Raw genomic sequence first — 26,629 nt, forward strand, 5'->3', positions numbered from 1 at the left:
CGCCCCCTCACAGCGCAGGGGGCGGCTCGGGTGTGTCCGGGGGTCCGGGAGCGCGGGGCGCGGGGGGAACCGCGGGAGCGCGGGGGGTCGGGAGGGCAGCGGGGGTCGGGGGAGGAGCGGGGACCGGGAGAGGAGCGGGTCCGGCCGGGGTGGGATCCGTGGGCAGGAGGTCGTAGGGGCTGGAGGCGTCCGGGGGCCGTCGCGCGCCCGTCGTGTGCGCCTCGCCCTCCGCCGGGCCCCTGCGCGGCCTGCCGATGTCCGGGATCCTCAGCGTCCTCGGCGTCCTCGGCTTCCGCACCCATGCCCGCGCCCGCGCCCATGCCCTCGCCCTGGTGTCTGGTCCCGCCCCCGCCCCCGCCGGTGCCCGTTCCGCCGGTTCGTCCCGAGGCGTGCGGCACCGCCGTGCCCGTACCGCCAGGGCCGTCGCCGCGGCCACCGGCCCGATCCACGCCAGCGTCGCGCCTCCCGTCTGCCACCACACCGGACCGAAGCGGGAGAGCGCCGCGACCCCCATCGGCCCGCCCGCCAGTGCGGCGGCCGACGCCAGCAGGGCCGCGCACAACACCGCCGCCGCCACGGCGGCGCCGACCGTCCGGCTCCGTGACCAGGCCGCGTCCGGCGCCCGCCCCGACCGCCGGCCCTCCCGTTCCGTCGGCGCCGGGCGCCCGGTCTCCGTGGCGCCCTTCCCGACGAACCACCCCGTCACCGCACCGGCCGCCAACGGCACCGCCCAGACCGCCCAGTTCACCGGCGTCCCCGGCCCCGCGTCCGGTACCGCCGCCAGCAGCGGGAAGGCGGGCAGCAGCGGCGCCGGGGCGGAGGCGAACGGGGTCACGGCGCTGCCGGACCCGAGGAGAAACCCGGGGCCCAGCGCGTAGGCCGCCGCCCACACCGCAGCGTTCGGCAGCAGCATGACGCCGAGCAGCAGCACCGCGGCCCGCCCCGACCATCCCTCCGTCAGCCGCAGAAAGGCCGCCTGGGTCTCCCCGCCATGCCACACCAGCGACACCGTCAGCAGCAGTGCCCCGCCGCCGACGAGCACCGCGGCCCCGGCCGCCGCCGCGCGTGCCGCGACCCCGAGGCGTCCGTCCGGGCCGAGGAGCAGATGACGCGCCCCCCTCGGCAGCAGTGCCCCCACGGCCTGCTCCAGCGGCCCGCTGGGGCAGCCGTACGCCCGCCACACCCCCGCCCCCGCGGCCAGCACGGCGACCAGCGGAACGCACACGCCCGCCGACGCCCACGCGGGCCGCAGCCCACCACCCGCGGCATAGAGCGCGGCGGGCGCACCGACGGCCAGGTAACCGAGGACGACGCCCGCCCATGCCGTCGGGCCGTCGACGAGCGGAGCGTCGTCCGACGCGTCCCCGTCCGTGGCGTCGCGGGCCGCCCGGTGCAGCAGCCACACCGGGACCGTGAGCAGCAGCAGCGGCGGAACGCCCAGGGGAGCCGGCACCCCGGAGAGCGTGTCGGTGCGGATCAGCTCGGTGCCGTGCGCCAGCAGCCACAGCGCCGCCGCGACGTGCAGCGCGCCGTCAGGTCCGTTGTCGGGGTAGGGCGAGCTGATCCACAGCAGGATCACGAGCATGGCGAACGCGGCGAGGCCGAGTCCCGCGGCGAGCGCGCCGGCGAGGAGACCGGAGGTCAGTCCGGGCCGGTGGTCACGCATCCGGGTGAGCAGCAGGGCCGGCGTCGGTCGGCGGGCAGTCGTCTGGATCACACCCGCCATGCTCCCAACGACACGCGCTTTCCCGGCGTAACGGGCGAAGCACCGCTGTGTCGCTCAATATAACTTTATGTGCCTTCTTGCGCGAAGGGGCGTCCTGTGACACGGAGCCCCGCCACCCCCCTCCCCTCGCCCGAGGAGCGGCGACGCCTGCGCGAGTCCCGCTCGCTGACGCAGGCTCAGCTCGCGCAGCGGATCGGCGTCAGCCGCGAGACGGTGCGTGCGTGGGAGTCCGGCCGCAGCACACCGCGCGGCCGGAAGCGGGAGACGTACGTGAAACTGCTGACGGCCACCCCGGCACCCGCGCCCACGGGGCGGCGGTCCGAGCGACCCGGTCGGCCCCTCGAACTCCCTGAACCCTCCGAATATCCCGAGTCGCCCTCCGTCCTGACGCCCACTCAGGCCTTCGACGCCCTGTACGCCTTCTGCGCCCCGGCGCTGGTACGGCAGGCGTATCTGCTGTCCGGCCGCCGCGGACTGGCACGCGAATCGGTCGAGCGGGCCTTCCAACTGGCCTGGGACCGCTGGCCCGAAGTGGCCCGCGACCGCGACCCGGCCGGTTGGGTGCGGGCGGCGGCGTACGAGTGGGCGCTGTCCCCGTGGCACCGGTTCCGGCCCCGCCACCGGCGTCCGGAACCGCCGCCCTCGGAGCCGTCCGAGCGGGAGCTGCTGGACGTCCTGCTGCACCTGCCACCGCCGTACCGCCGCACGCTCGTGCTCTACGACGGTGTCGGCCTCGACCTGCCGGAGACCGCGGCGGAGACGGAGGCCAGCACGCGGGCGGCCGCGAGCCGGCTGCTGCACGCGCACGAGATCGTCGCGGCCCGGCTGCCGGAGTTGTCGGATCCGCGGGTGCTGCACGAACGGCTGGCCGAACTGGCCTCCTCCGAGCACCTGCGGTCCGCCAAGCCGCCGGAGGTGCGGGACGGCAGCGAGCGCAGGGCCCGGTTCTGGACCCGGGCCGTCGTCGCCTTCACGGTCGCCCTGATCGGCGCCGTCGCGCTCACCCTGGCCACGGCGCCCACGCACTACGCCCCACCGCTGCCGCCCGGGGAGACCGTCCAGGGGGTGCCGCCGCAGATGGCCCCCGGGCCCCTCTCGAACAGGGAGCGGAAGCTGCGGAGCAAGCTCCGGGAGGAGCTGCAGCACGGCCCGCAGCGGCTGGCACCGCAGCCGCGGTGACGGAGCCGGAGACGACGGTGGGCCCGTCCCCCTGAAGGGACGGGCCCACCCGTGTGCTGCGGTCGCTCAGCCCGCGAGGAGTTCGCGCGCCAGCTTGGCCGTCTCGGTCGGCGTCTTGCCCACCTTGACGCCCGCGGCCTCGAGGGCCTCCTTCTTCGCCTGGGCGGTGCCGGACGAACCGGAGACGATGGCGCCGGCGTGGCCCATGGTCTTGCCCTCGGGCGCGGTGAAGCCCGCGACGTAGCCGACGACCGGCTTCTTCACGTTCTCCGCGATGTAGGCCGCGGCCCGCTCCTCGGCGTCGCCGCCGATCTCACCGATCATGACGATCAGGTCGGTGTCGGGGTCGGCCTCGAACGCGGCCAGCGCGTCGATGTGCGTCGTGCCGATGACCGGGTCGCCACCGATGCCGACGGCCGAGGAGAAGCCGATGTCCCGCAGCTCGTACATCATCTGGTACGTCAGCGTGCCGGACTTCGAGACCAGGCCGATCCGGCCCGGCTTGGTGATGTCGCCCGGGATGATGCCGGCGTTCGACTGACCGGGGCTGATCAGGCCCGGGCAGTTGGGGCCGATGATCCGGGTCTTGTCGCCCTTCTCCACGGCGTACGCGTAGAACGCGGCCGAGTCGTGGACGGCGATGCCCTCGGTGATGACGACCGCGAGCGGGATCTCGGCGTCGATCGCCTCGACCACGGCGGACTTCGCGAAGGCCGGCGGTACGAAGAGGACGGACACGTTCGCGCCCGTCTTCTCCATCGCCTCGGCGACCGTGCCGAAGACCGGGATCTCGTTGCCGTCGATGTCGACGGAGGTGCCCGCCTTGCGCGGGTTCACACCGCCGACGACGTTCGTGCCGTCGGCCAGCATGAGCTTGGTGTGCTTCATGCCCGTGGCACCGGTCATGCCCTGGACGATGACCTTGGAGTCCTTGTTGAGGAAGATAGCCATGGCTGTTCTGTCCCTCGTCCCTTACTTCGCGGCCGCGAGCTCGGCGGCCTTGTCGGCCGCGCCGTCCATGGTGTCCACGCGCTGCACCAGCGGGTGGTTGGCGTCGGAGAGGATCCGGCGACCCAGTTCGGCGTTGTTGCCGTCCAGACGCACGACCAGCGGCTTGGTGACTTCCTCACCCCGGTCCGCGAGCAGCTGCAGCGCCTGCACGATGCCGTTGGCGACCTCGTCGCAGGCGGTGATGCCACCGAAGACGTTGACGAACACGGACTTGACGTCCGGGTCGCCGAGGATGATCTCCAGGCCGTTCGCCATGACGGCGGCGGAGGCGCCGCCACCGATGTCGAGGAAGTTGGCGGGCTTGACGCCGCCGTGTGCCTCACCGGCGTAGGCGACGACGTCCAGGGTGCTCATCACGAGCCCCGCGCCGTTGCCGATGATGCCGACCTCGCCGTCGAGCTTGACGTAGTTGAGGTTCTTCTCCTTGGCGGCGGCCTCGAGCGGGTTGGCCGCGGCCTTGTCGTGGAGCGCCTCGTGGTCGGGGTGACGGAACTCGGCGTTGTCGTCCAGGGTGACCTTGCCGTCGAGGGCGAGGACGTCACCGGAGGCGACCTTGGCCAGCGGGTTGACCTCGACGAGGAGCGCGTCCTCGGCGATGAAGGTCTTCCACAGGGTGACGAGGACGTCGGCGACCTTGTCGGCCACCTCGGCCGGGAAGTTCGCGGCCTCGACGATCTCGCGCGCCTTCTCGGGGGTCACACCCTCGTTGGCGTCGATCGGCGTCTTGGCGACGGCCTCCGGACGGGTGGCCGCCACCTCCTCGATGTCCATGCCGCCCTCGACGGAGGCGATGGAGAGGAAGGTGCGGTTGGCACGGTCGAGGAGGAAGGAGACGTAGTACTCCTCGACGATCTCCGGAGCGGTCTCGGCGATCATCACCTTGTGGACCGTGTGGCCCTTGATGTCCATCCCGAGGATGTCCGTCGCACGGGCGACGGCCTCGTCCGGGGTGGCCGCCAGCTTCACGCCACCGGCCTTGCCGCGTCCACCGACCTTCACCTGGGCCTTGACGACGGACTTGCCGCCCAGACGCTCGGTGATCTCGCGCGCCGCCTCAGGCGTGTCGATGACTTCACCGGCCAGCACCGGTACATCGTGCTTGGCGAAGAGGTCCCTCGCCTGGTACTCGAACAGGTCCACGCGCTTCCGTCCCTATCAGTGATTCGCGATTCGTTGGATGCGTGGGCGTGCCGCGAAGGGCAACGTGACTACGTCCGCAGTGTCACAAGGGGAGCGCACACGGTGTCCGAGCGCGCGGCATGTCCGTCTCGCAGGTTATCCCCGGTTGCAAGGTGTCTCTAAATCGCAGGTCACATCTGAGCGGTGAGACCTGTCACATGATGCCGGAAACAGTGACACACCGTGCCATCCGCGGAGGGCCCCGCCGGTTCGGGACCGGCCCGGCGGGGCCTGCCCCGCACCCCGACGGGAGCCGATCACCCCGTCCGCGAGGTCACGGCCGGGCCCGACCCGACGGCGTTCGGCCGTCCGGATCCGGACAACCTCGCGAAGCTCTTGTCACTCGTGAGTCAGGTACCGCTTACGCGAGACACATGGGGCGCACAGGGCACATGGGGCCTTCGAGGTATATGGGGTGCACGGGGTGTACGAGACGTGCTCGCGCCCGGGCAGCCGGGTGAAGGCCTGCGCGGGTGCGCGGCCTGCCTCTCGGTCCGCTCCTCCGGGCTCCTCACAGCGGATCCGGTATCGGCAGCGGCCGCTTCTCGATGGCCGCGGCCATCACCTCCGGGAACAGGTCGGGCGTGCAGGCGAACGCCGGCGCGCCCAGCGCGGCGAGGGCCGCCGCGTGCTCCCGGTCGTAGGCGGGCGCCCCCTCGTCGGACAGCGCCAGCAGCGTCACGAACTGCACCCCCGACGCCTTCATCGCCGCGACCCGCTTGAGCATCTCGTCGCGTATGCCCCCTTCGTAGAGGTCACTGATCAGTACGACCACCGTCTCCGCGGGCCGGGTGATCTGCGCCTGGCAGTACGCCAGCGCCCGGTTGATGTCCGTGCCCCCGCCGAGCCGGGTCCCGAAGATCACGTCGACGGGGTCGTCGAGTCGGTCCGTGAGGTCGGCCACCGCCGTGTCGAACACGACGAGCCGCGTGTCGACGGACCGCATGGACGCGAGCACCGCCCCGAACACCGAGGCGTAGACGACGGACGCCGCCATCGACCCGGACTGGTCGACGCAGAGGACGACCTCCTTCTTCACGGACGGCGCGGCCCGCCCGTGGCCGATGAGCCGCTCGGGCACGACCGTCCGGTGCTCGGGGAGGTAGTGCTTGAGGTTGGCCGCGATGGTGCGGTTCCAGTCGATGTCGTGGTGGCGGGGCCGGCTGACCCGGGCGCTGCGGTCGAGGGCCCCGGTGAGGGTGGCCCGGGTGCGGGTGGCGAGCCGCTTCTCCAACTCGTCGACGACCTTGCGGACGACGGCCCGCGCCGTCTCCTTCGTCGTGTCGGGCATCGCCTTGCCGAGCGACATCAGCGTGCCCACGAGATGGACGTCGGCCTCGACCGCCTCCAGCATCTCCGGTTCCAGCAGGAGGGTGGCGAGCCCCAGCCGGTCGATGGCGTCGCGCTGCATGACCTGGACGACGGCGGAGGGGAAGTAGGTCCGGATGTCCCCGAGCCAGCGCGCCACCGACGGCGCGGACGCCCCCAGTCCCGCCGAGCGCTCCCGCCCCGTCCGCGGCTTGTCCCTCTTGCCGTAGAGCGCGGTGAGCGCTCCGTCCAGGGCGGCGTCCTGGCCGGACAGCGCGCATCCGGTGCCGTCCGCCGCGTCCCCGCCGAGCACCAGCCGCCACCGCCGCAGCCGTTCCCGCGCCGGGTCCGTCACCGCTGCCGCCATACGTCCCCCTCCATCCCTTGCTCCTTCGCCCTTCGCCCCCTCGTCCGGTGGCCGGGGGCCGTCATCGTGCCGCTCCCACCAGGCCGGCGCCCGTGTCCTCGCCGCCCTCCTCCTTCTCGCCGCCCTCCCCGTCCCCGGCCGCCTGCTCCCCTCCCGGTCCCAGCCCCAGCAGCAGCCGCACCACAGGCAGGACCGCGTCCGCCCGGCCGGTGTCCGGGTTTGCCGCGAAGCCGGGTGTCCCACGACCGGCGCCCGCCGCGCCGCTCCGCGCCCCCGGTCCGCGCCGGACCAGCTCGCCGAGCGTGCGCCGCACCCCGGGCTCGTACGCCGAGAAGGTCCGCCGCAGCAGCGGGAGCACGTCCGTGAACGCCTCCGCGGGCACCCCCGTCAGCCACGCGTCGACCAGTGCGAGGAGCCGCTCGTCGTGGACGAGGAGCAGCCCGCCCCCCGAGCCGCCGACGAACCCCTCGATCCACGCCGCCGCGTCCGCCGGGGACGTACCCGGTGACGACAGCACCAGCCCCATCTGCCGGGCCGCCTCGTCCTGCGCCAGCTCCCCGTCGTCCAGCAGCAGGCGGGCCGCCCGCCCCCGTACGACACCGGGCACGGTGTCCCGCGTCGCCAGCTTCCGCAGTGCCGACGCCCAGCGGGCGCGCAGGTTCCCGTGGCCCGGCGCGGGAACGTCGCCGAGGAGCCCCACCGCCCCGTGCACGGCGTCGAGATGGCGCCGCATCTCCTCGGCGGCGTCCGCGCCCAGTCCGGCGCAGGCCGGGGGCAGGCCGACCAGGACCCGCTCCGCCAGCCCGGCGGCGACCTCGGCCAGGGCAGCGGTGCCGGTGCCGCGCACATCGCCGTAGCGCAGCGAGCGGACCAGGGCGGGCAGGGCCTGGGCGAGACGGCCGACGTCCGTGTCGAGGGCCGCGCGGTCGGCGAGTACCCGCATCACCGTGGGCAGCGCGTCGGGCAGTCCGGCCAGGAGGCAGTGCTCGGCGAGCCCGGTGACGGCGGCGAGGTCCCGCGCCGCGACGGCGTCCGCCTCGGCCCTGGCGGTCGCGGCGGCGAGTACGGTCGTCCCCCATATACCGGCCTCGGCGACCCGCACGGACAACTCCGGCTCCCAGCACAGCCGCCAGGTCTCCCGGAACGTGCCCGTACTCCCGTACGAGGCCGCCGGCTCCCCCCAGCCGATGCCGAGCAACCGCAGCCGGTGCAGCAGCCTGCTGCGCTGCCCGTCGGTCTCCTTGCGCAGGTCGAGTTCCAGTTCCCGCTCCGCGGCCTCGGGTTTCAGCCGCAGCCGGCGCTGGGTCCGGGTGAGGTCCAACTGCAGGGGCACCGCGGGAGCCGTCGCCGGCACCTCGCCGAGCACGTCACCGACGATCAGCCGGTCGTGCACCAGCGCCAGCGGCACGTCGGAGCCCTCGCACATCACCGCCCGCACCGCGTCCGTCGTCTCGCCCAGTCCGGGCAGGGGCCGGCCGCGCAGCGCGGCGAGCGTCTCCGCCAGCCGTACCGACTCGATGACGTGGGCGGGGGACACGGTCCGGTCCTCGGCGCGCAGCAGCCCCGCCACCTTCGTCATCCACCGCTCGACCGGCCGGTCCTCCGCGCCGAACAGATGCCCGTACCAGCCGGGCGAGTCGATGCCCGCGCCGTAGCCGCTGAACCGGGACAGCCTGCGGTTCGTCCACGGCACCCACGTCAGGTCCGTCCTGACCTTCGGCAGACCTCTGAGCAGGGCCCGGTCGGCGGCGACGGTGGCCTTCCGCCGCAACGCGGGCACGTGCCAGGCCCCGCAGACGACGGCCACACCGCTCCCGTACTCCCGCCGCGCCGCCCGGATCTGGAGCCGCATGTACGCCTCGCGCACGAGATCCCGGTCGTGTCCCCCGCTGCCGTACACCTCCCGCAGCGCCGTCATGGCCTCCTCCAGCGCGGTGAACGGGGCGAGCGCGTCGCCCTCCTCCCCCACTCCGCGGTGCTCGACGACGTCCTCCCACCACCGCTCGGCGTCGTCGTACCCGGCGGCCTCGGCCAGCGCCCGGAGCGGATCGATCCGCACGTCGCCCTGCTGCCCGGTGTCCGGCTTCCCCCCGTCGTCCGGCTGTTCTCCGTCGTGCGCCTCGTCCCTCCCCCGGGCCAGGGTGTGGGTGGCCGGCAGGTCGATGAAGCGGGCCGGGGCGCCGTGCTCCAGCGCCCAGTGGATCGCGACCCACTCCGGGGAGAACGCGGCGAGCGGCCAGAACGCCGAGCGGCCGGGTTCGTCCACCGCATGGGCGAGCAGGGCGACCGGCGGACGCATGCCGTCGTCCGCGGCGAGCGGAATCAGCTCGTTCGCCTCGGGCGGGCCCTCGATCAGGACGACTCCCGGACGGGCCTCCTCCAGGGCCGCCCGCACCGCCCGCGCCGACCCCGGTCCGTGGTGCCGTACTCCGAGCAGCAGCGGCCCCGCTCCCCGGCCGCCGGGCTGCTCCGCCTCGCTCACGCGCCCGCCTCCCTGCAGGCCCGGTAGAAGTCCTTCCAGCCGTCGCGCTCGCGGACGACGGTCTCCAGGTACTCCTGCCAGATGACGCGGTCCGCCGCCGGGTCGCGGACGACCGCGCCGCGCATGCCCGCCGCGACGTCCCCGGCCCGCAGCACGCCGTCCCCGAAGTGGGCCGCCAGCGCCAGCCCGCCCATGACCACGGAGATCGCCTCGGCGGTCGACAGGGTGCCGCTGGGCGACTTCAGCTTCGTCCGGCCGTCGGTGGTGACCCCGTCGCGCAGCTCGCGGAAGACGGTGACGACACGGCGGATCTCGTCGATGCCGTCCGGCACGGCCGGCAGGTCGAGGGAGCGGCCGATCTGGTCCACCCGGCGCGAGACGATGTCCACCTCCGCCTCGGGGGTCTCGGGCAGCGGCAGCACCACGGTGTTGAACCGGCGGCGCAGGGCGCTGGACAGGTCGTTGACCCCCCGGTCGCGGTCGTTGGCGGTGGCGATCAGGTTGAAGCCGCGGACCGCCTGTACCTCCTGGCCCAGTTCCGGTATCGGCAGCGTCTTCTCCGACAGGATCGTGATCAGTGTGTCCTGCACATCGGCCGGGATCCGGGTCAGCTCCTCGACGCGGGCCGTCGCCCCCTCCGCCATCGCACGCATGACGGGACTGGGCACGAGGGCGTCGCGGCTGGGGCCGTGGGCGAGCAGCCGGGCGTAGTTCCAGCCGTAGCGGATGGCTTCCTCGGGGGTGCCGGCGGTGCCCTGGACCAGCAGGGTGGAGTCACCGCTGACCGCCGCGGCCAGGTGCTCGGACACCCAGGTCTTCGCGGTGCCCGGCACGCCGAGCAGCAGCAGGGCGCGGTCGGTGGCCAGGGTGGTGACGGCGACCTCGACGATGCGGCGCGGGCCGACGTACTTCGGTGTGATCACGGTGCCGTCCGGCAGTGTGCCGCCGAGCAGGTAGGTGGCGACGGCCCACGGGGACAGCTTCCAGCGGGCCGGCCGCGGGCGGTCGTCCTGCGCGGCCAGCGCGGTGAGTTCGGCGGCGAAGGCGTCCTCGGCGTGCGCCCGCAGTACCTCGGCCGCGGGCACGGAGCCGTTCCGGCCCGGGTCGACGGATGCCGGGGCGACGGGCGTCGGTTCGACAGATGCCGGTTCGACAGACACGGACATGGCGGAGTCCCCCTCCAGCTCGGCCGGTTCGGATCTGGCACCCACCGTGCACCACCCCACTGACAATCGCTGTGACCTGGGAAAACGAAGATGCGAGGCCGATTGTCAGTGGGGGGACCTACCGTCGACGACATGACTCAGCAGGGGGTGCGCTGGACCGCGGACCAGGTGCTGGCCTTGGCGCCTGACCTCGCGTCGCGCACGGCGGGAAGCAAGCTCGGCGCGGCCGGTCCGTGGTCCGAGGCCGGCAGTTCGGGCGAGGGGGCGGTGTGGGGGCTGTGCGAGGGCAGCGGCGGCAAGCCGTACCGGACGGTGGTCGACATCGCGGACCCCTCCGGGCCCGCGTACCGGTGCAGTTGCCCGAGTCGCAAGTTCCCGTGCAAGCACGCCCTGGGTCTGCTGCTGCTCTGGGCGGGCGACGAGGGGGCGGTGCCGCGGGCGGAGGCGCCGGAGTGGGCCGGGCAGTGGATCACGGGCAGGCGCGGGGCCGTGGGACGGAACGGGGCCGCGGAACGGAACGGGGTCGCGGGCCCGTCGGGCTCCCCGTCCGGACCCGCCGATCCGGAGGCGGCCCGGCGCAGGGCGGAGCGCCGGGCCGAGCGGGTCACCGCGGGTGCGTCGGAGCTGGAGCAGCGGCTGACGGATCTGCTCCGCGGCGGACTGGCCACGGCGGAGCGGTCCGGGTACGGCCTGTGGGAGGAGACGGCGGCCCGCATGGTCGACGCGCAGGCGCAGGGACTGGCCACCAGGGTCCGGGAGTTGGGGGCGCTTCCGGGCACGGGTCCGGGGTGGCCGGTGCGGCTGCTGGAGGAGTGCGCGCTGCTCCACCTCCTCGCTCAGGGCTGGCTGCGCCGTGATCGGCTGCCGGAGGGGCTGGCCGCCACCGTCCGCTCCCGCACCGGTCTGCCGGCCCCGGCGGACGGCCCGCCGGTGCGGGACCGCTGGCTGGTCCTCGCCCAGTACGACTCGGCGGACGCGCGCCTGACGACCCGCCGGATCTGGTTGTACGGCACGGACTCGCGGCGCACCGCGCTGCTCCTCTCCTACGGAGCCGCGGGGCGCGCTCCGGAACTGACGCTGCCGGTGGGGCTGATCCTGGACGCGGAGCTGTCCGCCCACCCGGGTACCGGGCAGGCACGGGCGGCGCTCGGTGAGCGGTTCGCGGCGCCCGCCCCCACGGCCGAGCGGCCCCCCGGGACGACGACGACCCGGGCCGCCGCCCGGTACGGCGACGCACTGCGCGACGACCCCTGGCTGGACTCCGTTCCGGTGACCCTGGACCGGGTGGTACCGGCCCCGGACGGCGGCTCCTGGCAGCTCGCGGACGCCGACGAGGACGCCGCCCTGCCGCTCACCGCGGCCGCGCGTTCCCGCCCCGGCCTGTGGCGTCTCGTCGCCCTCTCGGGCGGTGCGCCGGTCACGGTCTTCGGCGAGTGCGGCCACCAGGGGTTCACCCCGCTGGCGGCCTGGCCGGAGGGGCCCGGCGAGGTGGTGCCGCTGTGCTGAGCCGCCCGCACCTCACCGGCCCCGCCCACCCCCGGCCGCTCCCGGCCGTCCGACGGGAAGGAAGCCCATGAGCAGGACCTCCGTACCGGCCGCCTCCTCGGCCGCGTCGGTGCCGCACTCTGCGGACCCGTCCCTTCCGGGCGCCTGGGAGGACCTCGTCACCACGGCGCTGCTGGGGACGGACCGGCGTACCCCGGCCGGCGCCGCGCCCGGCGCGGACGCCCCGAAGACCCTGCTGGACGCGGCGGCCGTGGCGACCGTGCGGCGCCGTGCCGGACTGCGTCCCGCCAGGGCGGCGGAGCGCCCGCGACCAGCGCCCCGGGACCCGCGCCCCGCGCTGCCGCCCGCCGCCGCCCGCCGGCTCGCGATGCTGCTCGCCGACCGCCCCGGCACCTCCGGCGGCGGCCGCCGGGGTACGGCACCGGACCTGATGGAGCTGCTGCCCCAGTGGCTGGCGGCGGCGAACGCGCACGGCTTCGCGGCACCCGCCCCGGTGCTCCCCGCGCTGCTCGACGCCGCGCGGGGACGTACGGACCTGCGGCCGGCGGCCCTGCGGTTCGCGGGGCCGCGCGCGCTGTGGCTGGCCCGCCTCAACCCGGACTGGCGGTTCGCCCTGCGCTCGGCCCAGGGAAGGGGCATATCACTGCCGGGGACCGTGAACCCCGGGGACTCCGGGGGCCCCGAGGGTTCCGGGGGCTCCGACGCTCCCGAGAACGCGGAGTCGCCCCTGCGGCTCTGGCAGGAGGGCCTCTTCGCGGAACGGGTCGCCCTGCTCGCCGCCCTCCGTTCCCGCCGGCCCGCCGCCGCGCGTGAACTCCTCGCGACGACCTGGGCGACGGAGCGGGCCGAGGACCGGCTGATGTTCCTCGACTCGTTGCGCACCCGCCTCTCCCCGGACGACGAGCCGTTCCTGGAACTGGCGCTCGCCGACCGCAGCCGCACCGTACGGGCGACGGCCGCCGAGCTGCTGTCGGCGCTGCCCGGTTCGGCCTTCGCGGAGCGTATGGCGGTCCGGGCCGGGGTGTGCGTGGCCGTGGACCACACCCGGGACACGCCCACCCTCACCGTCGAGGCGCCGCACGAGTGCGACGCGGACATGGAGCGCGACGGGGTGACGGCCAAGGCTCCCGCGGGCCGGGGCGAACGGTCGTGGTGGCTGGGGCAGCTGGTGGAGGCGGCCTCCCTGGGCACCTGGTCGCGGCGGCTCGGCGGACGGTCGCCCCGGCAGATCGTGGCCCTCCCCGTGGCGGACGACTGGCGGAGCGAACTGCACGCGGCATGGTGCCGCGCGGCGGTGCGCCAGCGGGACGCGGAGTGGTCGCGGGCGCTGCTCGGCGAGCCCGCCGCGGTGGAGGCGGGCGGCCCGGGAGCGGTGTCCCTGGCCGAACGGGCCAAGCTGCTCGGCGCGCTGGACGCGACCGAACGAGCCGAGTGGGTGGCGGGGTTCATCGGGACACACGGACTGCCGGACGCGTTCCAGCTGCTCGGCGTGTGCGCGGTGCCGTGGGCACCACCGCTCGGCCGGGCCGTGGTGGACGCGCTCGACATCGCCCGGGACGCGGGGAGTTATCCCTGGAGTTTCAGCGGTGTCATGGGTCTGGCCGAGCGCTGCCTCGACCCCTCGGAGGCAGGCCACCTCGATGCGCTCCTGGCCGTACCGGACGAGCCGGAGGACGCCTCGCCGGGCTCCGGTGGCTACTGGTCGGAGGCGTTCCAGCGACTGGTCACCACACTGCGGTTGCGCGCCGCGATGCTGGCGGAGCTGACCCCGGCACCACCCGGCCGCTCCTGACCCCCCGGTTCCTTGATTCCCTGATCCCCACCACGACCACCACGCACCGTCCCCGCGGATGACCGCGGGGACGGCCGCGCCGACCGTGCCCGGTGCGGCCCCGCGGTCCGCGTCGGAGCCGGAGCCGGAGCCCGGCACCACCGGTTCCGAACCGGAGCCCGCGCGGTCGACGGGGACCGCCCGGGCCGGGGTCTACGGTCTACGCCTCCGCGGGGTGCCGCACGGTCGCGCGCACCCAGTCCACGATCGACGCCGTCGTCGCCCCCGGGGTGAAGATCTCCGCGACGCCCTTCTCCTTCAGCGGAGCGATGTCCGCTTCGGGGATGATCCCCCCGCCGAAGACCAGGATGTCCGCCGCGTCCCGCTCCTTGAGCAGCTCGATCACCGCCGCGAAGAGCGTGTTGTGCGCGCCGGAGAGGATGGACAGACCGATCGCGTCGGCGTCCTCCTGGATCGCGGTGTCGACGACTTGCTCGGGAGTCTGGTGGAGCCCGGTGTAGATGACTTCCATACCGGCGTCGCGCAGGGCCCGCGCGATCACCTTGGCCCCACGATCGTGGCCGTCGAGCCCCGGCTTGGCCACCACCACGCGGATCGGACCGGCTGCCACACCCATTACTGCCTCCTGAAGCGACTACATCCATCCGTACCGAGAAATACCGCACATACAAGCCATGCCGCACCCGTCACGTGCCGCACGCCTCCGCCGTCCACCGAATACGCCGCCAAGGTACAGACGTCCGGCCCGCACCGGACCGGAGAAGTGAGTGAACGGACGTTATCCCCAGCATCCCGCAACCGGCAGTTTCACGGTGCGGACCGAGGGGGAAATCACACAGAGGGACATGTTCACCGCGCACCGTCCCGGTGCCGCACGAGCCGGGCACCGCTGCCCGTGCGGCACACGGACAACAGTGGGAACATGCGTATAAGGGATTCGCCACGAGGTCGTTCCCACCACCGCGACCAGCCACAGCTCCTGCCGGACGCGGCGTCGACCGCTTTTCGCAGCGAACCCCATGAGGGCACACGGGGGACAGAGCTGTCTTTCGCGTGCCGACAGGAGGTCGGCCATGAAGGTCACGGAGGCAGTACTCCCCTTTCTGCCGCTCTGTCGGCGCCTGATGCCGAACCGGCTGGCAGGTCTGTCCACCGCCCTGCTGAAGGCCACCGCCCTGGAGCTCGCCATCCTGGTGGGCCACATGCTCCTCTATCCCGCCGGCATCGTGCAGGAGCGGCGGGACACGACGCCCGAGCTCCCCCCGCCGGACGGCACCGCGAAGCTGCCGACGGAGTACCGACCCCCGGTCGTGCTGCTGCACGGCTTCATCGACAACCGCTCGGTGTTCCTGCTGCTGCGCCGCAGTCTCGCCCAGCACGGCAGGCAACAGGTCGAGTCGCTCAACTACTCCCCACTGACCTGCGACATCCGCGTCGCGGCCGAACTGCTGGGCCGGCACATAGAGGAAGTGTGCGAGCGCACCGGCAGCAGTCGCGTCGACATCGTCGGGCACAGTCTCGGAGGGCTGATCGCGCGGTACTACGCGCAGCGCCTGGGCGGCGACGCCCGCGTACGGACCCTCGTCACCCTCGGCACCCCGCATGCCGGCACACGCGTCGCACCGCTGGCCAACGCTCACCCCATCGTGCGTCAGATGCGTCCCGGTTCACCGGTGGTCGAGGAGCTCGCCCGCCCCGCGCCCGGCTGCCGCACCCGCTTCGTCGCCTTCTGGAGCGACCTCGACCACATCATGGACCCGCTGGAATCGGCCTGCATCGAGCACCAGGACCTGATCGCGCAGAACGTGCGGGTGGGCGGTGTCGGCCACCTCGCCCTGCCCGTGCACCCCGCCGTGGCGACCGGCATACGGGAGGTCCTGGACGCGGCACACCCCGGAGAACCGTCCACCGGCCACGCGGGCGGCCTGACGGTGGCGTGACGGTGGCGTGACGAAAAGCGGGCGACACGCCCGAAACGCATGCTCCTCGACGACTGCGGCGGCAGCACTGTCCCACCCGAACAACAACCGCTCCGCCCGGCCGACTTGGCGACGTGAACGCACACACGTCTCGAACGAATTTCGAACACAAAGCCAAGACCGTGAATACCCGCCACCAAAACGCAACCGAATGCCCGTTTCCTGCGCGCGCGAAACCTGCGGAAGATTGTCGCGCCCGCGTACCGCCGGGTACAGTCGCCGCACTGCTCTGCCAGCCCCTGTTGTCGAGGCGAAAGAGAAGTTGGTGAACGACCGTCACCCGTCGGGGACAATGGCCCCGCCCCCGGCTTCCGACGCCGTCTCGGCGCACTACGCGCCCTACGGCACCCAGGAAGCCCCGTACGGCGACTTCACCCCGTACAGCGGCTACGACACCAATGGTTTCGACCCCACGGGCTCCGGAACCAGCGCCCCGGCCACCGCCGCCTTCGCCACCGACCCCCTCTTCGGGGACCTCTCGGGCAGCGGTCACGACCCGGCTGCGTACGCCACCGGGGACTGGTCCGCGGGCGGCCACGGCACCGCGCACCACGACGCGTACCCGGCTCAGCAGCAGGCCGCCGCCTATGACACGGGCGGCTACGACGCGACCGCCTGGACCACCGGGCAGCAGCAGCTGCCGACGGTCCCGCCGCAGGCCACGGCACCCGACGCGAGCGGTCAGTGGGACGCCGGCGCCTGGCTCCAGCCCGACCAGGCCCAGAGCATCCCCGATCCGACCCAGCAGTGGCACTGGGGCACCCAGACCTTCGACACCGGTGCCTATGACGCCACGCAGTGGAACTCCGACGGCGGCGGCACGGCCACCCAGGTCTCCGAGTCCTACGAGGCCCCCTCCCACGAACACCAGGCCGTGCCGTTCGACCAGCAGGCCACCGCCACATTCGAGCGGCACCCGGACCTGCGGTCCTCCACCTCCACCCCCTCCCCTGCCTTCGATTCCCAGGAATCCGAACAGCATCTCCATGAGGTCCACTACGAGGGCCCCTACGAGTCCGCGCACGACACGCCGGACGACGCCGGTGAGCCGCCCGCGGTGGCCCCGCTGCTCGACGAGCAGGAGGAGCCGACCCCGCTGCCCGCGCCGCGCGCGGCGTCACGCGGCGGGTCCCGTTCCCGCCGCCGCACGCCCGCCAAGCGCTCCGCGCTGCTGACGGTGGCCGTGCCCTCGGTGTGTGTGATGGGTGTCGCCGGTATCGCGGCGGCCTCGGTCGGCGATCTGGCCGAGGACGGCGGCAGCCCGGAGACCAGGACGACCGCGGCGGACCCGCCGCCGGTACAGCCCGCCACCGTCAACAACGAACTCAACACCCAGCTCGAGAGCCTCTCCGCCGGGGCCAACGACTTCGCCGACCGGGCCAGTCGCACCCAGGAACGCATCGACCTGGAGGTCCAGCAGGAGGCCGACCGCAGGGCGGCGGCGGAGGAGGCGGCCCGCAAGGAGCGGCTGCGCCCGAAGTTCGCGCTTCCCGTCGCGCAGCACGGCCTCAGCGCCTACTACGGCCAGTCCGGCATCAACTGGATGTCCGTGCACAGCGGGATCGACTTCCCCGTCTCGTACGGCGCGCCGGTGATGGCCGCCACCGACGGCACAGTCCGCACCCAGTACAACAGCGCCTACGGCAACATGATGATCGTGACCGCGATGGACGGCACGGAGACGTGGTACTGCCACCTCTCCAGCTACCAGCTCCCCTCCGGTACGGCGGTGAAGGCCGGCCAGCCGATCGCGTTCTCCGGGAACTCGGGCAACTCCACCGGCCCGCACCTCCACTTCGAGGTCCGCCCGGGCGGCGGCTCGGCGATCGACCCGCTGGCGTGGTTCCGCAGCCACGGCCTCGACCCGACGTAGCCCGTCTCCGCCCCACCGCCCGGCGGCAGCGAAGGCTCACCGTCCGGCATCCGGATGCCGGACGGCCCTCACCCCGGGAACCGGGCGCCCCCGGCCCCCGGCTACAGCTTCTCGACCGGCGCGTACCGCAGCAGCAGCCGCTTCGGCTTGGTGTCCCCGAAGTCGATCGTCGCCTCGGCGTTGCCGCCCGTGCCCTTCACCGCGACGACGGTGCCGAGCCCGAACTGGTCGTGCGTGACCCGGTCCCCGGCCGCCAGCGACACCGTCGGCTTCTCGGCGGCCCGGCGCGTGGCGAAGCCGGACGCGCCCGACGCCGCCGAGCGGGAGCGGGACGACGACAGCGAGGCCGCCACCCCGGACACCGGCCCGGAGGACACCGGGGAACTCGCCCCCGTCCGCTTCCACTCCAGATGGGTGGCCGGGATCTCCTCCAGGAAACGCGAGGGCGGGTTGTACGAGGGCTGCCCCCAGGCGCTGCGCAGCGTCGACCGGGTGAGGTACAGCCGCTCACGCGCGCGCGTGATGCCGACGTACGCCAGGCGCCGCTCCTCCTCCAGCTCCTTGGTCTCCCCCAGGGCCCGCATGTGCGGGAAGACGCCGTCCTCCATGCCGGTCAGGAAGACGACGGGGAACTCCAGGCCCTTGGCGGTGTGCAGGGTCATCAGGGTGATGACGCCGGAGCCGTCCTCGTCCTCGTCGGGGATCTGGTCGGAGTCGGCGACCAGGGCGACCTGCTCCAGGAAGTCGGACAGCGCGACCGACTCGCCCTCACCCCGCTCCTGCTCGAACTCCAGGGCGACGGCGGCGAGTTCCTGGAGGTTCTCGATCCGGGTCTCGTCCTGCGGGTCGGTGGAGGCCTGCAACTCGGCGAGGTAGCCGGTGCGTTCGAGGACCGCCTCCAGGACGGTCGCCGGGCCCGCGCCGGACTCGACGATCGTACGGAGGTCCTCCATCAGCGTGTTGAACCGCTTGACCGCGTTGGTGGAGCGCGCGGCCATGCCGTACGCCTCGTCGACGCGCCTCAGTGCCTGCGGGAAGCTGATCTTCTCGCGCTGGGAGAGCGCGTCGATCATGGCCTCCGCGCGGTCACCGATGCCCCGCTTGGGGACGTTGAGGATGCGGCGCAGCGGCACCGAGTCCTCGGGGTTGGCGAGCACCCGCAGGTAGGCCAGGACGTCCCGGACCTCCTTGCGCTCGTAGAAGCGGACGCCTCCGACGACCTTGTAGGGCAGGCCGACCCGGATGAAGATCTCTTCGAAGACCCGGGACTGGGCGTTGGTGCGGTAGAAGACGGCGACGTCCCCGGCCTTGGCCTCGCCCGCGTCCGTGAGGCGGTCTATCTCGTCGGAGACGAACTGCGCCTCGTCGTGCTCGGTGTCGGCGACGTATCCGGTGATCTGCGCGCCGGTACCCGCGTTGGTCCACAGGTTCTTGGGTCGGCGGGACTCGTTGCGCTCGATGACGGCGTTGGCGGCGCTGAGGATCGTCTGCGTGGAGCGGTAGTTCTGCTCGAGCAGGATCGTCGTCGCGCTCGGGTAGTCCTCCTCGAACTGGAGGATGTTGCGGATCGTCGCGCCGCGGAAGGCGTAGATCGACTGGTCGGCGTCGCCCACCACGCACAGTTCGGCGGGCGGCAGCTCGTGCGCGCCCGGCTGGACGTCACCGGGGGACGCAGAGCTGCCGACCAGCTCGCGCACGAGTGCGTACTGGGCGTGGTTGGTGTCCTGGTACTCGTCCACCATGACGTGCCGGAAACGGCGGCGGTAGTGCTCGGCGACGTCCGGGAAGGCGCGCAGCAGATTGACCGTCGTCATGATCAGGTCGTCGAAGTCCAGCGCGTTCGCCTCGCGCAGCCGCGACTGGTAGAGCGCGTAGGCCTGGGCGAGCGTCTTCTCGAAGCCGTCGGCCGCCTGCGCGGCGAAGTCCTCCTCGTCGATCAGCTCGTTCTTCAGATTGCTGATCTTGGCGCTGAAGGACTTGGGCGGGAAGCGCTTCGGGTCGAGGTCCAGGTCACGGCAGACCAGGGCCATCAGGCGCTTGGAGTCGGCCGCGTCGTAGATGGAGAACGACGACGTGAAGCCGAGCTTCTTGCTCTCGCGGCGCAGGATGCGCACACAGGCACTGTGGAACGTCATGACCCACATCGCGTGCGCGCGCGGGCCGACGAGCTGCTCGACCCGCTCCTTCATCTCGCCGGCGGCCTTGTTGGTGAAGGTGATCGCGAGGATCTGGCCCGGGTGGACGCCCCGCGCGGCGAGCAGGTGCGCGATGCGGTGTGTGAGCACCCGGGTCTTGCCGGAGCCGGCGCCGGCCACGATGAGCAGCGGGGAACCGGAGTGCGTGACGGCGGCCCGCTGGTTCTCGTTCAGCCCTTCCAGGAGGGCGGCGGGGTCCAGCACCGGGCGCGGGGCGCCGTCGCGGTAGTGGGTGTCCCGGTCCGGCGGCACGTCGAACTTCCCGCCGAACAGATCGTCCGGAACCTCCTCCGGCGCATGATCGTCCTCGGGCGGCGGCGGGGGTTCGCCCCCGGGGCCCCGCTGGGCCTGGAGGTCCGCCAGGAAGCTGTCGTCAAAGAGGCTGCTCATCGCTCTCCGAGTCTAGGCCGCCCCACCGACAAGCCGTGGCCACCCCGGCAACATCGCCCCGCACCGCACCCCCCACCCTCCAGCATCACGGTCTCACCCTGCGTGACGTGACGAAGAAGGTCACGAAAACGTATCGGGCATATCACCCATCAACCTTCACACGAGCCACATGAGTTGGCTACGGTTCGGGCTGGCCGTGCGTCCCCCACCGGCGAACCCCGCCGGGCCGAGCGGCCTCCGCCGAGTCCGTCACCGCCGTCGCGGCAGCCGGTCCCTGGCCCTCCCCGGAGCGATGACGGCCTGGAAGTCCGCCTGCCGCCGCCCCGCAGGCGGAATGTTGGAAGGAGTCGCCTCCCTTGGCGTCGCACCGCAAGTCGCGCACCCCCGGTACGCGCGTGGCCGGCAAACGGACCCCGGCCATCGCCACGGCGGCCCTGACCTCCGTCGCCCTGCTGTCCCAGACCGCCGACGCCGCCCCCTCGGACGACGGCCGGCCGAGTCTGGAGGAGGTCGAGAAGAAGGTCGACGACCTGTACCGCCAGGCGGAGTCGGCGACCGAGAAGTACAACGCGGCCAAGGAGAGGACCACCAAGCAGCGCAAGCGCGTCGACGCCCTCCTCGACGACGTGGCCCAGCGCACCGAGACGCTCAACGAGGCGCGGGAGGAACTGGGCTCCCTCGCCGCCGCCCAGTACCGGACCGGCGCGGGCGTCCCGGACACGGCGACCTTCCTGCTCGCGGACTCCCCGCAGGACTTCTTCGACCAGAGCCGGCTGATGGACCGGATGACCGGCCGCCAGAAGGAAGCGGTCGACGACTACGTCACCCAGCAGTCCGAGACGATGGAGAAGCGGCAGGAGGCCGCCGAGAGCCTCGAGACGCTCACCGAGCCGCAGAACGATCTGAAGACCGCGAAGGCCACCGTCCAGAAGAAGCTCAGCACCGCGCGCGAGCTGCTGTCGAAGCTGGACGCCGAGGAGAGGGCGCGGCTCGCGGCGGCCGAGGAGAAGAAGCAGGAAGAGGCCGCCCGCAAGGCCGCCGAGCTCGCCCGGCAGCAGGCGGAACAGCAGCAGGCCGAGGAGAAGGCCCGGCAGGAGAGCGGCACGTCCGACGCCTCCGGCTCTTCCGGCTCTTCCGGCTCTTCCGGCTCGACGACCGCCCCGTCGACCCCGCCGTCGACATCGACGCCGCCCTCGACCTCGACGCCTCCCTCGACCTCGACGGACTCCTCCTACGCCGCCAAGGCCGAGAAGGCCCTCGCCTTCGCCCGCACGCAGATCGGCAAGCCCTACGTCTGGGGTGCCACCGGCCCCGGCTCCTACGACTGCTCCGGCCTCACCCAAGCCGCCTGGAAGGCCGCCGGCGTCACCCTTCCCCGCACCACCTACGACCAGGTGGACGCCGGAACCACGGTCCCGCTGTCCCAGGCCCAGCCCGGCGACCTCGTCTTCTTCTACGACGACCTCACGCATGTGGGCGTCTACGTCGGCAACGGCATGATGATCCACGCGCCGAAGCCCGGCACCTACGTCCGCGAGGAGTCGGTCTTCTACGACGGCGAGTCGTCGATCCACAGCGTGGTCCGCCCGGCCTGACCCAGGACCGCCCCGTGCTCCGACCCGCGGCCTGGCGCGCCCTCGTACGCGACGGGTTCTTCTAACATCGCCCCATGCCCGCCTCCACCCCCTCACCCTCCTCCTTCCACGCCTGGTGGGCGCAGCGTTCCCCGGCGGCCGGTTCCGCCGTGATGGCGACGGGCGTCGTGTCCGTGGCCCTGCAGCTGGCGGGGTGGGAGGTCCTCTCCCTGGTCTTCCTCGTGGTCGCCTGCGCCGCCTGGCTGGGACTGGCGGCGGAGTTCGTCCTGCGGTTGCTGCGGGAACGGGAGCGGTGGGTCTCGGAGGCGGAGAGCCCGAGTTCGCTCACCGCGGTCGCCGCGACGGCCGTACTCGGCACGCGGATGTCCGCGCTCGGCCACGACGCCCTGGCCGGGGCGCTGCTCGCGCTGGCCACCGTGCTCTGGCCGGTGCTGCTCGTCCTCGTCGTACGACGCTGGCGTCCGCGCATGCCCGGCTCCGTGTTCCTGGCCTGTGTGGCCACGCAGGGGCTCGCCGTCCTGAGCTCCACGCTCGCCGGCGCCGAGTCGACGGCCTGGCTCGCGCGGGTGGCGCTGGTGCTGTTCTGGTCCGGGCTGGTGCTCTACGGGCTCGCCCTGTTCCGCTTCGACCCGCGGCAGGTGCTCGAGGGGGCCGGGGACCACTGGGTCGCGGGCGGCGCCATCTCCATCTCGTCGCTCGCCGGGGCCGGGCTGCTCACCGCCGACAGCTCCCGGCTGTATCTGTGGAACGACGACGACCTCGGTGTCCTGCGCCTGACGACCCTCGTCCTGCTGGTGCTCGACCTGGCCTGGTACGCGGTACTGCTGACCGCCGAGGCCGTCCGGCCGCGGCCGGCCTACGACACACGGCGCTGGGCGACCGTGTTCCCCGTCGGCATGACGGCGGCGGCGACGCTCTCCGCGTCCGCCGCCCTCGGTGTCCCATGGCTCGACGGCCTGGGGCGTGTGCTGCTGTGGGTCTCGGTGGCCGTGTGGCTGGCGGTCGCCGTCGGCGCGGTGGCCTCCGCGCGGGCCGCGATCACGTCCGGTCCACGATCGGCCTTTGTCAGGTCCAGAGCACGGCGATGAAGATGTTCGCCGTGGTCAGGAGACCGACCAGCCCGAACAGGCCCTTGTCCACCTTCTCGTCGTCCCGCTTCACATAGACCAGGCCGAGGATCACGATCAGCAGGGCCAGCTTGACGCCGATCTTGATGTGGTCGACGGAATAGCTCTGCGCCTCGTTGAGCCCGACCAGAGCGATACCGGTGACCAGCATCGTCAGCGCGCCGTGCAGCATCGCGGGCACGAAGCGGGCGGTCCCCTGCCCCATGGCCTTCATCTGGGTGAGGAACCCACCGAGCAGCGACGCGATACCGATGATGTGCAGTCCGACAAATATGTGGATGAGTACGTCCATGAGCCGGAGCCTAACCACCCCCCACCCCACACCCGACACCGGCCCGATACGACGGCTACGGCCGTGGGGCTACGCCCTGACGTAAAGCCCCCGCCCCTCGAAGCTCAGGCTTCCGGTACGCGCATACGCGACGAAGGCGGCCCAGGCACCTCCGGCAACGGCGAACCGTGGGCTCCGGGGGCCGAGCTTCGAGTCCCGGACGTGGATGGTGTGGGGGGAGGGGGCAACTTCGAGGCAGGCACCGCCCTGACTGAGGCATTTCCAACCTGGCTGAACAGCGCGGCCGGCATTGCCCATCCCCGTACGCTTCCCCTCCGACGCGTTGTCGGGTACGAGTTCAACCGGACGGCGTGACCGGGGACCGCACGCCGAACCACTGCTCGGCGCCGAACTCCTCGAACCGCTCCACCTCGGTGAACCCCAGCTTCGCCGCGAGGCGCATCGAACGGTCGTTGGCGGTCTGGGTGCAGAGCACCACCGGCTCGCCGGGAAGCGCGTCGGCGAACCAGTCGAGTGCCGCCGCGCACGCCTCGGCGGCGTACCCACGTCCCCATGCCTCCGGCAGGAACAGGTAGCCGAGTTCGGCCTCCCCGGCATCCGGACGGAGGTGTCCCGGACGCTCCGCGTCGCGCCGGTCGAGCGTGACCGTGCCGATCACCGCCCCGTCGAGCTCGATCACGAAGAGACCGGGGCGCCGCCCCGGTCTCTCAGGCACCGCGCGCTCGAGCTCCTCACGCGGTCGAGGACCGCCGAGGTAGGTGCGCACCTCCGGCGAAGCGAACAGTTCGATGAACGCCGCACGGTCCCGGGCCTCGGACTCGCGGAGCACGAGCCGCTCGGTCCTGATCGGGGCAGGCGGCCAGGCGACGGGTCCGAGCTCGGCCATGGCGGGCAACCTATCCCACGCCCACCGGGCAGGAGCCTCAAAGTAGCCAGCCGGTTTGCACCCCCTCTACATATGCCACTGGATGACGTAAGGATCTTCGCGGTCCCGACGCTGCGGGGCCGAAGACGGACACCCTGCTGAAAAGCGTGAGCAGTCGGCAGGAAAGTGTCAGGTGAACGCTCAAACGAGCGGCATGAGGACAGTTGCAGCCGAAGTGCTCACACTTTTGTCAGACGGTGTGCCACGCCCGGGGCACGATTGCCCGTTCCGACACCGCACACGCCGAGGCCATGTCCCCCACGGGCTGTCGCAAACGACCGGCCCCGTGCGGAACGGGCCAGTGCGCCTCAGGAGTCGCACCGCGGGCGAAGTCGGCGACGGCTGTCGACACGGCAGCCGAAGTGCCGACCCTCACCCATGTGCGGACCGTATCCCGACCGCCCACCCTTCGGCGCCGCGCACTCCAGGACCGGCGTCACCGGACCTGGAGTGGTCGCGTGGGTGCCTACCGGGCGGTCAGACCAGGCGCCGGGCCGTCGCCCAGCGGGTGAGTTCGTGGCGGTTGGAGAGCTGGAGTTTGCGCAGGACCGCCGAGACGTGGGACTCGACCGTCTTCACGGAGATGAAGAGCTGCTTGGCGATCTCCTTGTACGCATAGCCGCGGGCGATCAGCCGCAGCACTTCGCGTTCGCGCTGGGTGAGGCGGTCGAGGTCCTCGTCGACCGGCGGGGCGTCGGTCGAGGCGAAGGCGTCGAGGACGAAGCCGGCCAGGCGGGGGGAGAAGACGGCGTCGCCCTCCTGGACCCGGAAGATCGAGTCGATCAGGTCGGTCCCGGTGATCGTCTTGGTCACGTATCCGCGGGCACCGCCCCGGATCACGCCGATCACGTCGTCCGCCGCGTCCGAGACCGAGAGCGCGAGGAAGCGGACCGGCTGCTCGGTGTCACCCATCAGCGGCGCGCAGCGACGGAGCACTTCCACGCCTCCCCCACCGGGCAGGTGCACGTCAAGGAGGACGACCTCGGGCCGGGTCGCGGTGATGACCGTGACCGCCTGGTCGACGTCGGCGGCCTCGCCGATCACCTCCACGCCGGTCTGGTCGGTCTGTCCGATCTCGGCCTGGACGCCCGTGCGGAACATGCGGTGGTCGTCGACGAGGACGACACGCACATGGCGTCCGGCGCCGTCGGCCGGTCCCGCCGTTCCGTTCGTCCCGGTCGGCTCGGTGGGCTCGCTCATGTCGTGTTCTCCGCCCTCTCCATCTCCAGCTCGACCTCCGTGCCGCCGTCCGGCACCGCGCGCAGCCGCGCCGTGCCGCCGTTGCGCTCCATGCGGCCGATGATCGATTCTCTGACACCCATACGGTCGGCGGGTATCGAGTCGAGGTCGAAGCCTGGGCCGCGGTCCCGGACGGACACGAAGACCGTCCTTCCCTCGACTTCGGCGTAGACCTGTACGGCACCCCCCTCGCCACCGTACTTGGCCGCGTTCACCATGGCTTCGCGTGCGGCCTGCATCTGCGGGCCGGTCTTCTCGTCCAGCGGGCAGTCGCCGACGACGACGACCTCGATGGGGACGCCGTGCTTGTCCTCCACCTCGGCGGCGTTGCGCCGCACGGCGTCGGCGAGGGTGGTGGGCTCCTCCTCCTCGTCCTTGCCGGTGCCCTCGGGCTTGTAGAGCCAGGTGCGCAGGTCGCGCTCCTGGGCGCGGGCCAGGCGGCGCACCTCCCCCGGGCTCTCGGCGTTGCGCTGGATCAGGGTGAGGGTGTGCAGCACCGAGTCGTGGACGTGGGCGGCGACCTCGGCGCGCTCCTGGGCGCGGATGCGCATCAGCCGTTCCTCGGAGAGGTCCTGGGTCATGCGCACGAGGTAGGGGCCGGCGAGGAGGGTGATCCCGACGAGGACCGCGAGGGCCGCCTGGAGCACCGACGCGAGGTGCGTACCGGAGCCCCGCAGGACGAAGATGCCCGACACGCCCGCCGTGACCAGCAGGACGCCGGCGCCGCCCCGCAGCAGGGTGACCGTACGGCGGCGGCTGCCGACCTCGACCCAGCGGGCCCGGCGTGCGTTGTCGGCCTGCCGCCAGACCAGGGCGACGCCCGCGCCGACCAGCACGGTCGGCCAAAGGTAGGCCTTGGCGCCGTTGGACGTGTCCACACTGCCGACGAAGCCCATGGCCACGACGACCATGAGGAGCAGGGCGACGATCTGGCCCTTGTCCGGTCTGCGGGTGACGAGTCTGCGCCGGCCGTCCGGCGAGGTCTCGGTCCCGACCAGCGGGGGCGGCTTCTGCGCGTCCACCCCGCCGACGCCGAGCGGTACGAAGAACCAGAACGCGGCGTACAGCAGCGCGCCGAGTCCGTCGGCCATGAACAGGCCGACGAACACGAGCCGTACCCAGATCACGGGCAGCCCGAGGTGTCCGGCGAGCCCCCGCGCCACACCACCGAGCCAGCGTCCATCACCGCTGCGGTAGAGCTTGCGCGGCGGCCGCGGCTCGACGAGTGGCGCTGCTGCGGCTTCCGACATGTCAATGATGGTCACACGGTCCCCGGTTCCGGGGCATCAGGGTCGGTC

Annotated in this window: 20 protein-coding genes; 7 read left to right on the plus strand and 13 right to left on the minus strand. The window is 72.8% G+C overall.

Annotated elements, in window-relative coordinates:
* Positions 1-7: 7 nt before the first annotated feature.
* Positions 8-1,726, minus strand: a complete 1,719-nt coding sequence (locus PYS65_RS14300) for a cell division protein PerM (protein ID WP_279334349.1) — start codon at positions 1,724-1,726, stop codon at positions 8-10.
* 96 nt (positions 1,727-1,822) lie between these two features.
* On the opposite strand from PYS65_RS14300, the gene PYS65_RS14305 reads away from it, so the two are divergent.
* On the plus strand, positions 1,823-2,905 hold the full coding sequence (locus PYS65_RS14305; RefSeq protein WP_279334350.1) for a helix-turn-helix domain-containing protein: 1,083 nt from the start codon (positions 1,823-1,825) through the stop codon (positions 2,903-2,905).
* A 66-nt stretch (positions 2,906-2,971) separates the two neighbouring features.
* Here PYS65_RS14305 and sucD read toward each other — a convergent pair whose 3' ends face one another.
* From sucD to PYS65_RS14330, 5 genes are all read right to left on the minus strand, one after another.
* Entirely contained in the window at positions 2,972-3,856 is an 885-nt protein-coding gene (sucD, locus tag PYS65_RS14310; RefSeq protein WP_279334351.1) for a succinate--CoA ligase subunit alpha, read from the minus strand.
* 21 nt (positions 3,857-3,877) lie between these two features.
* Positions 3,878-5,056, minus strand: a complete 1,179-nt coding sequence (gene sucC / locus PYS65_RS14315) for an ADP-forming succinate--CoA ligase subunit beta (protein ID WP_279334352.1) — start codon at positions 5,054-5,056, stop codon at positions 3,878-3,880.
* A gap of 550 nt (positions 5,057-5,606) precedes the next feature.
* On the minus strand, positions 5,607-6,770 hold the full coding sequence (locus tag PYS65_RS14320; protein ID WP_279334353.1) for a VWA domain-containing protein: 1,164 nt from the start codon (positions 6,768-6,770) through the stop codon (positions 5,607-5,609).
* A 61-nt stretch (positions 6,771-6,831) separates the two neighbouring features.
* On the minus strand, positions 6,832-9,252 hold the full coding sequence (locus PYS65_RS14325) for a DUF5682 family protein (RefSeq protein WP_279334354.1): 2,421 nt from the start codon (positions 9,250-9,252) through the stop codon (positions 6,832-6,834).
* Positions 9,249-10,418, minus strand: a complete 1,170-nt coding sequence (locus PYS65_RS14330; RefSeq protein ID WP_279334355.1) for an AAA family ATPase — start codon at positions 10,416-10,418, stop codon at positions 9,249-9,251. The genes PYS65_RS14325 and PYS65_RS14330 overlap by 4 nt, the downstream gene beginning before the upstream one ends.
* 132 nt (positions 10,419-10,550) lie before the next feature.
* Between PYS65_RS14330 and PYS65_RS14335 the strand changes: the two genes are divergently transcribed.
* Together PYS65_RS14335 and PYS65_RS14340 are read left to right on the plus strand one after the other, a co-directional pair.
* Positions 10,551-11,924, plus strand: a complete 1,374-nt coding sequence (locus tag PYS65_RS14335) for an SWIM zinc finger family protein (RefSeq protein ID WP_279334356.1) — start codon at positions 10,551-10,553, stop codon at positions 11,922-11,924.
* 67 nt (positions 11,925-11,991) lie between these two features.
* A complete protein-coding gene (locus PYS65_RS14340; protein ID WP_279334357.1) occupies positions 11,992-13,716 on the plus strand; it encodes a DUF5691 domain-containing protein in 1,725 nt (574 codons plus the stop codon).
* Between the two features lie 199 nt (positions 13,717-13,915).
* On the opposite strand, the gene icmB is transcribed toward PYS65_RS14340, so the two are convergent.
* Positions 13,916-14,332, minus strand: coding sequence for a coenzyme B12-dependent isobutyryl CoA mutase small subunit (icmB, locus tag PYS65_RS14345; protein WP_279334358.1), 417 nt, complete (start codon positions 14,330-14,332; stop codon positions 13,916-13,918).
* A 457-nt stretch (positions 14,333-14,789) separates the two neighbouring features.
* Here icmB and PYS65_RS14350 point away from each other — a divergent pair, with 457 nt between their 5' ends.
* Together PYS65_RS14350 and PYS65_RS14355 are read left to right on the plus strand one after the other, a co-directional pair.
* On the plus strand, positions 14,790-15,656 hold the full coding sequence (locus PYS65_RS14350; protein WP_279334359.1) for an esterase/lipase family protein: 867 nt from the start codon (positions 14,790-14,792) through the stop codon (positions 15,654-15,656).
* Between the two features lie 190 nt (positions 15,657-15,846).
* On the plus strand, positions 15,847-17,568 hold the full coding sequence (locus tag PYS65_RS14355) for a M23 family metallopeptidase (RefSeq protein ID WP_279334360.1): 1,722 nt from the start codon (positions 15,847-15,849) through the stop codon (positions 17,566-17,568).
* Between the two features lie 101 nt (positions 17,569-17,669).
* On the opposite strand, the gene pcrA is transcribed toward PYS65_RS14355, so the two are convergent.
* Positions 17,670-20,153 (minus strand): DNA helicase PcrA, encoded by a 2,484-nt coding sequence (pcrA, locus tag PYS65_RS14360; RefSeq protein WP_279334361.1) that lies wholly within the window; start codon positions 20,151-20,153, stop codon positions 17,670-17,672.
* A 356-nt stretch (positions 20,154-20,509) separates the two neighbouring features.
* Between pcrA and PYS65_RS14365 the strand changes: the two genes are divergently transcribed.
* Together PYS65_RS14365 and PYS65_RS14370 are read left to right on the plus strand one after the other, a co-directional pair.
* Complete coding sequence (locus PYS65_RS14365; protein ID WP_279334362.1) at positions 20,510-21,748, plus strand: C40 family peptidase; 1,239 nt, start codon at positions 20,510-20,512, stop codon at positions 21,746-21,748.
* A gap of 74 nt (positions 21,749-21,822) precedes the next feature.
* A complete protein-coding gene (locus PYS65_RS14370) occupies positions 21,823-22,836 on the plus strand; it encodes a tellurite resistance/C4-dicarboxylate transporter family protein (RefSeq protein ID WP_279334363.1) in 1,014 nt (337 codons plus the stop codon).
* On the opposite strand, the gene PYS65_RS14375 is transcribed toward PYS65_RS14370, so the two are convergent.
* From PYS65_RS14375 to PYS65_RS14395, 5 genes are all read right to left on the minus strand, one after another.
* Positions 22,814-23,167: a hypothetical protein gene (locus PYS65_RS14375; RefSeq protein WP_279334364.1), complete on the minus strand. Its 354-nt coding sequence runs from the start codon at positions 23,165-23,167 to the stop codon at positions 22,814-22,816. The genes PYS65_RS14370 and PYS65_RS14375 overlap by 23 nt on opposite strands.
* A 69-nt stretch (positions 23,168-23,236) precedes the next feature.
* Complete coding sequence (locus PYS65_RS14380; protein WP_279334365.1) at positions 23,237-23,464, minus strand: DUF397 domain-containing protein; 228 nt, start codon at positions 23,462-23,464, stop codon at positions 23,237-23,239.
* A 40-nt stretch (positions 23,465-23,504) separates the two neighbouring features.
* Positions 23,505-24,053: a GNAT family N-acetyltransferase gene (locus PYS65_RS14385; RefSeq protein ID WP_279334366.1), complete on the minus strand. Its 549-nt coding sequence runs from the start codon at positions 24,051-24,053 to the stop codon at positions 23,505-23,507.
* Between the two features lie 516 nt (positions 24,054-24,569).
* On the minus strand, positions 24,570-25,292 hold the full coding sequence (locus PYS65_RS14390) for a LuxR C-terminal-related transcriptional regulator (protein ID WP_279334367.1): 723 nt from the start codon (positions 25,290-25,292) through the stop codon (positions 24,570-24,572).
* Entirely contained in the window at positions 25,289-26,581 is a 1,293-nt protein-coding gene (locus PYS65_RS14395; RefSeq protein WP_279334368.1) for an ATP-binding protein, read from the minus strand. Before PYS65_RS14395 ends, PYS65_RS14390 begins: the two co-directional genes overlap by 4 nt.
* Positions 26,582-26,629: the final 48 nt, after the last annotated feature.

Origin of the sequence: Streptomyces cathayae, from assembly GCF_029760955.1 — a bacterium.
In the GTDB taxonomy this organism is placed as follows: domain Bacteria; phylum Actinomycetota; class Actinomycetes; order Streptomycetales; family Streptomycetaceae; genus Streptomyces; species Streptomyces cathayae.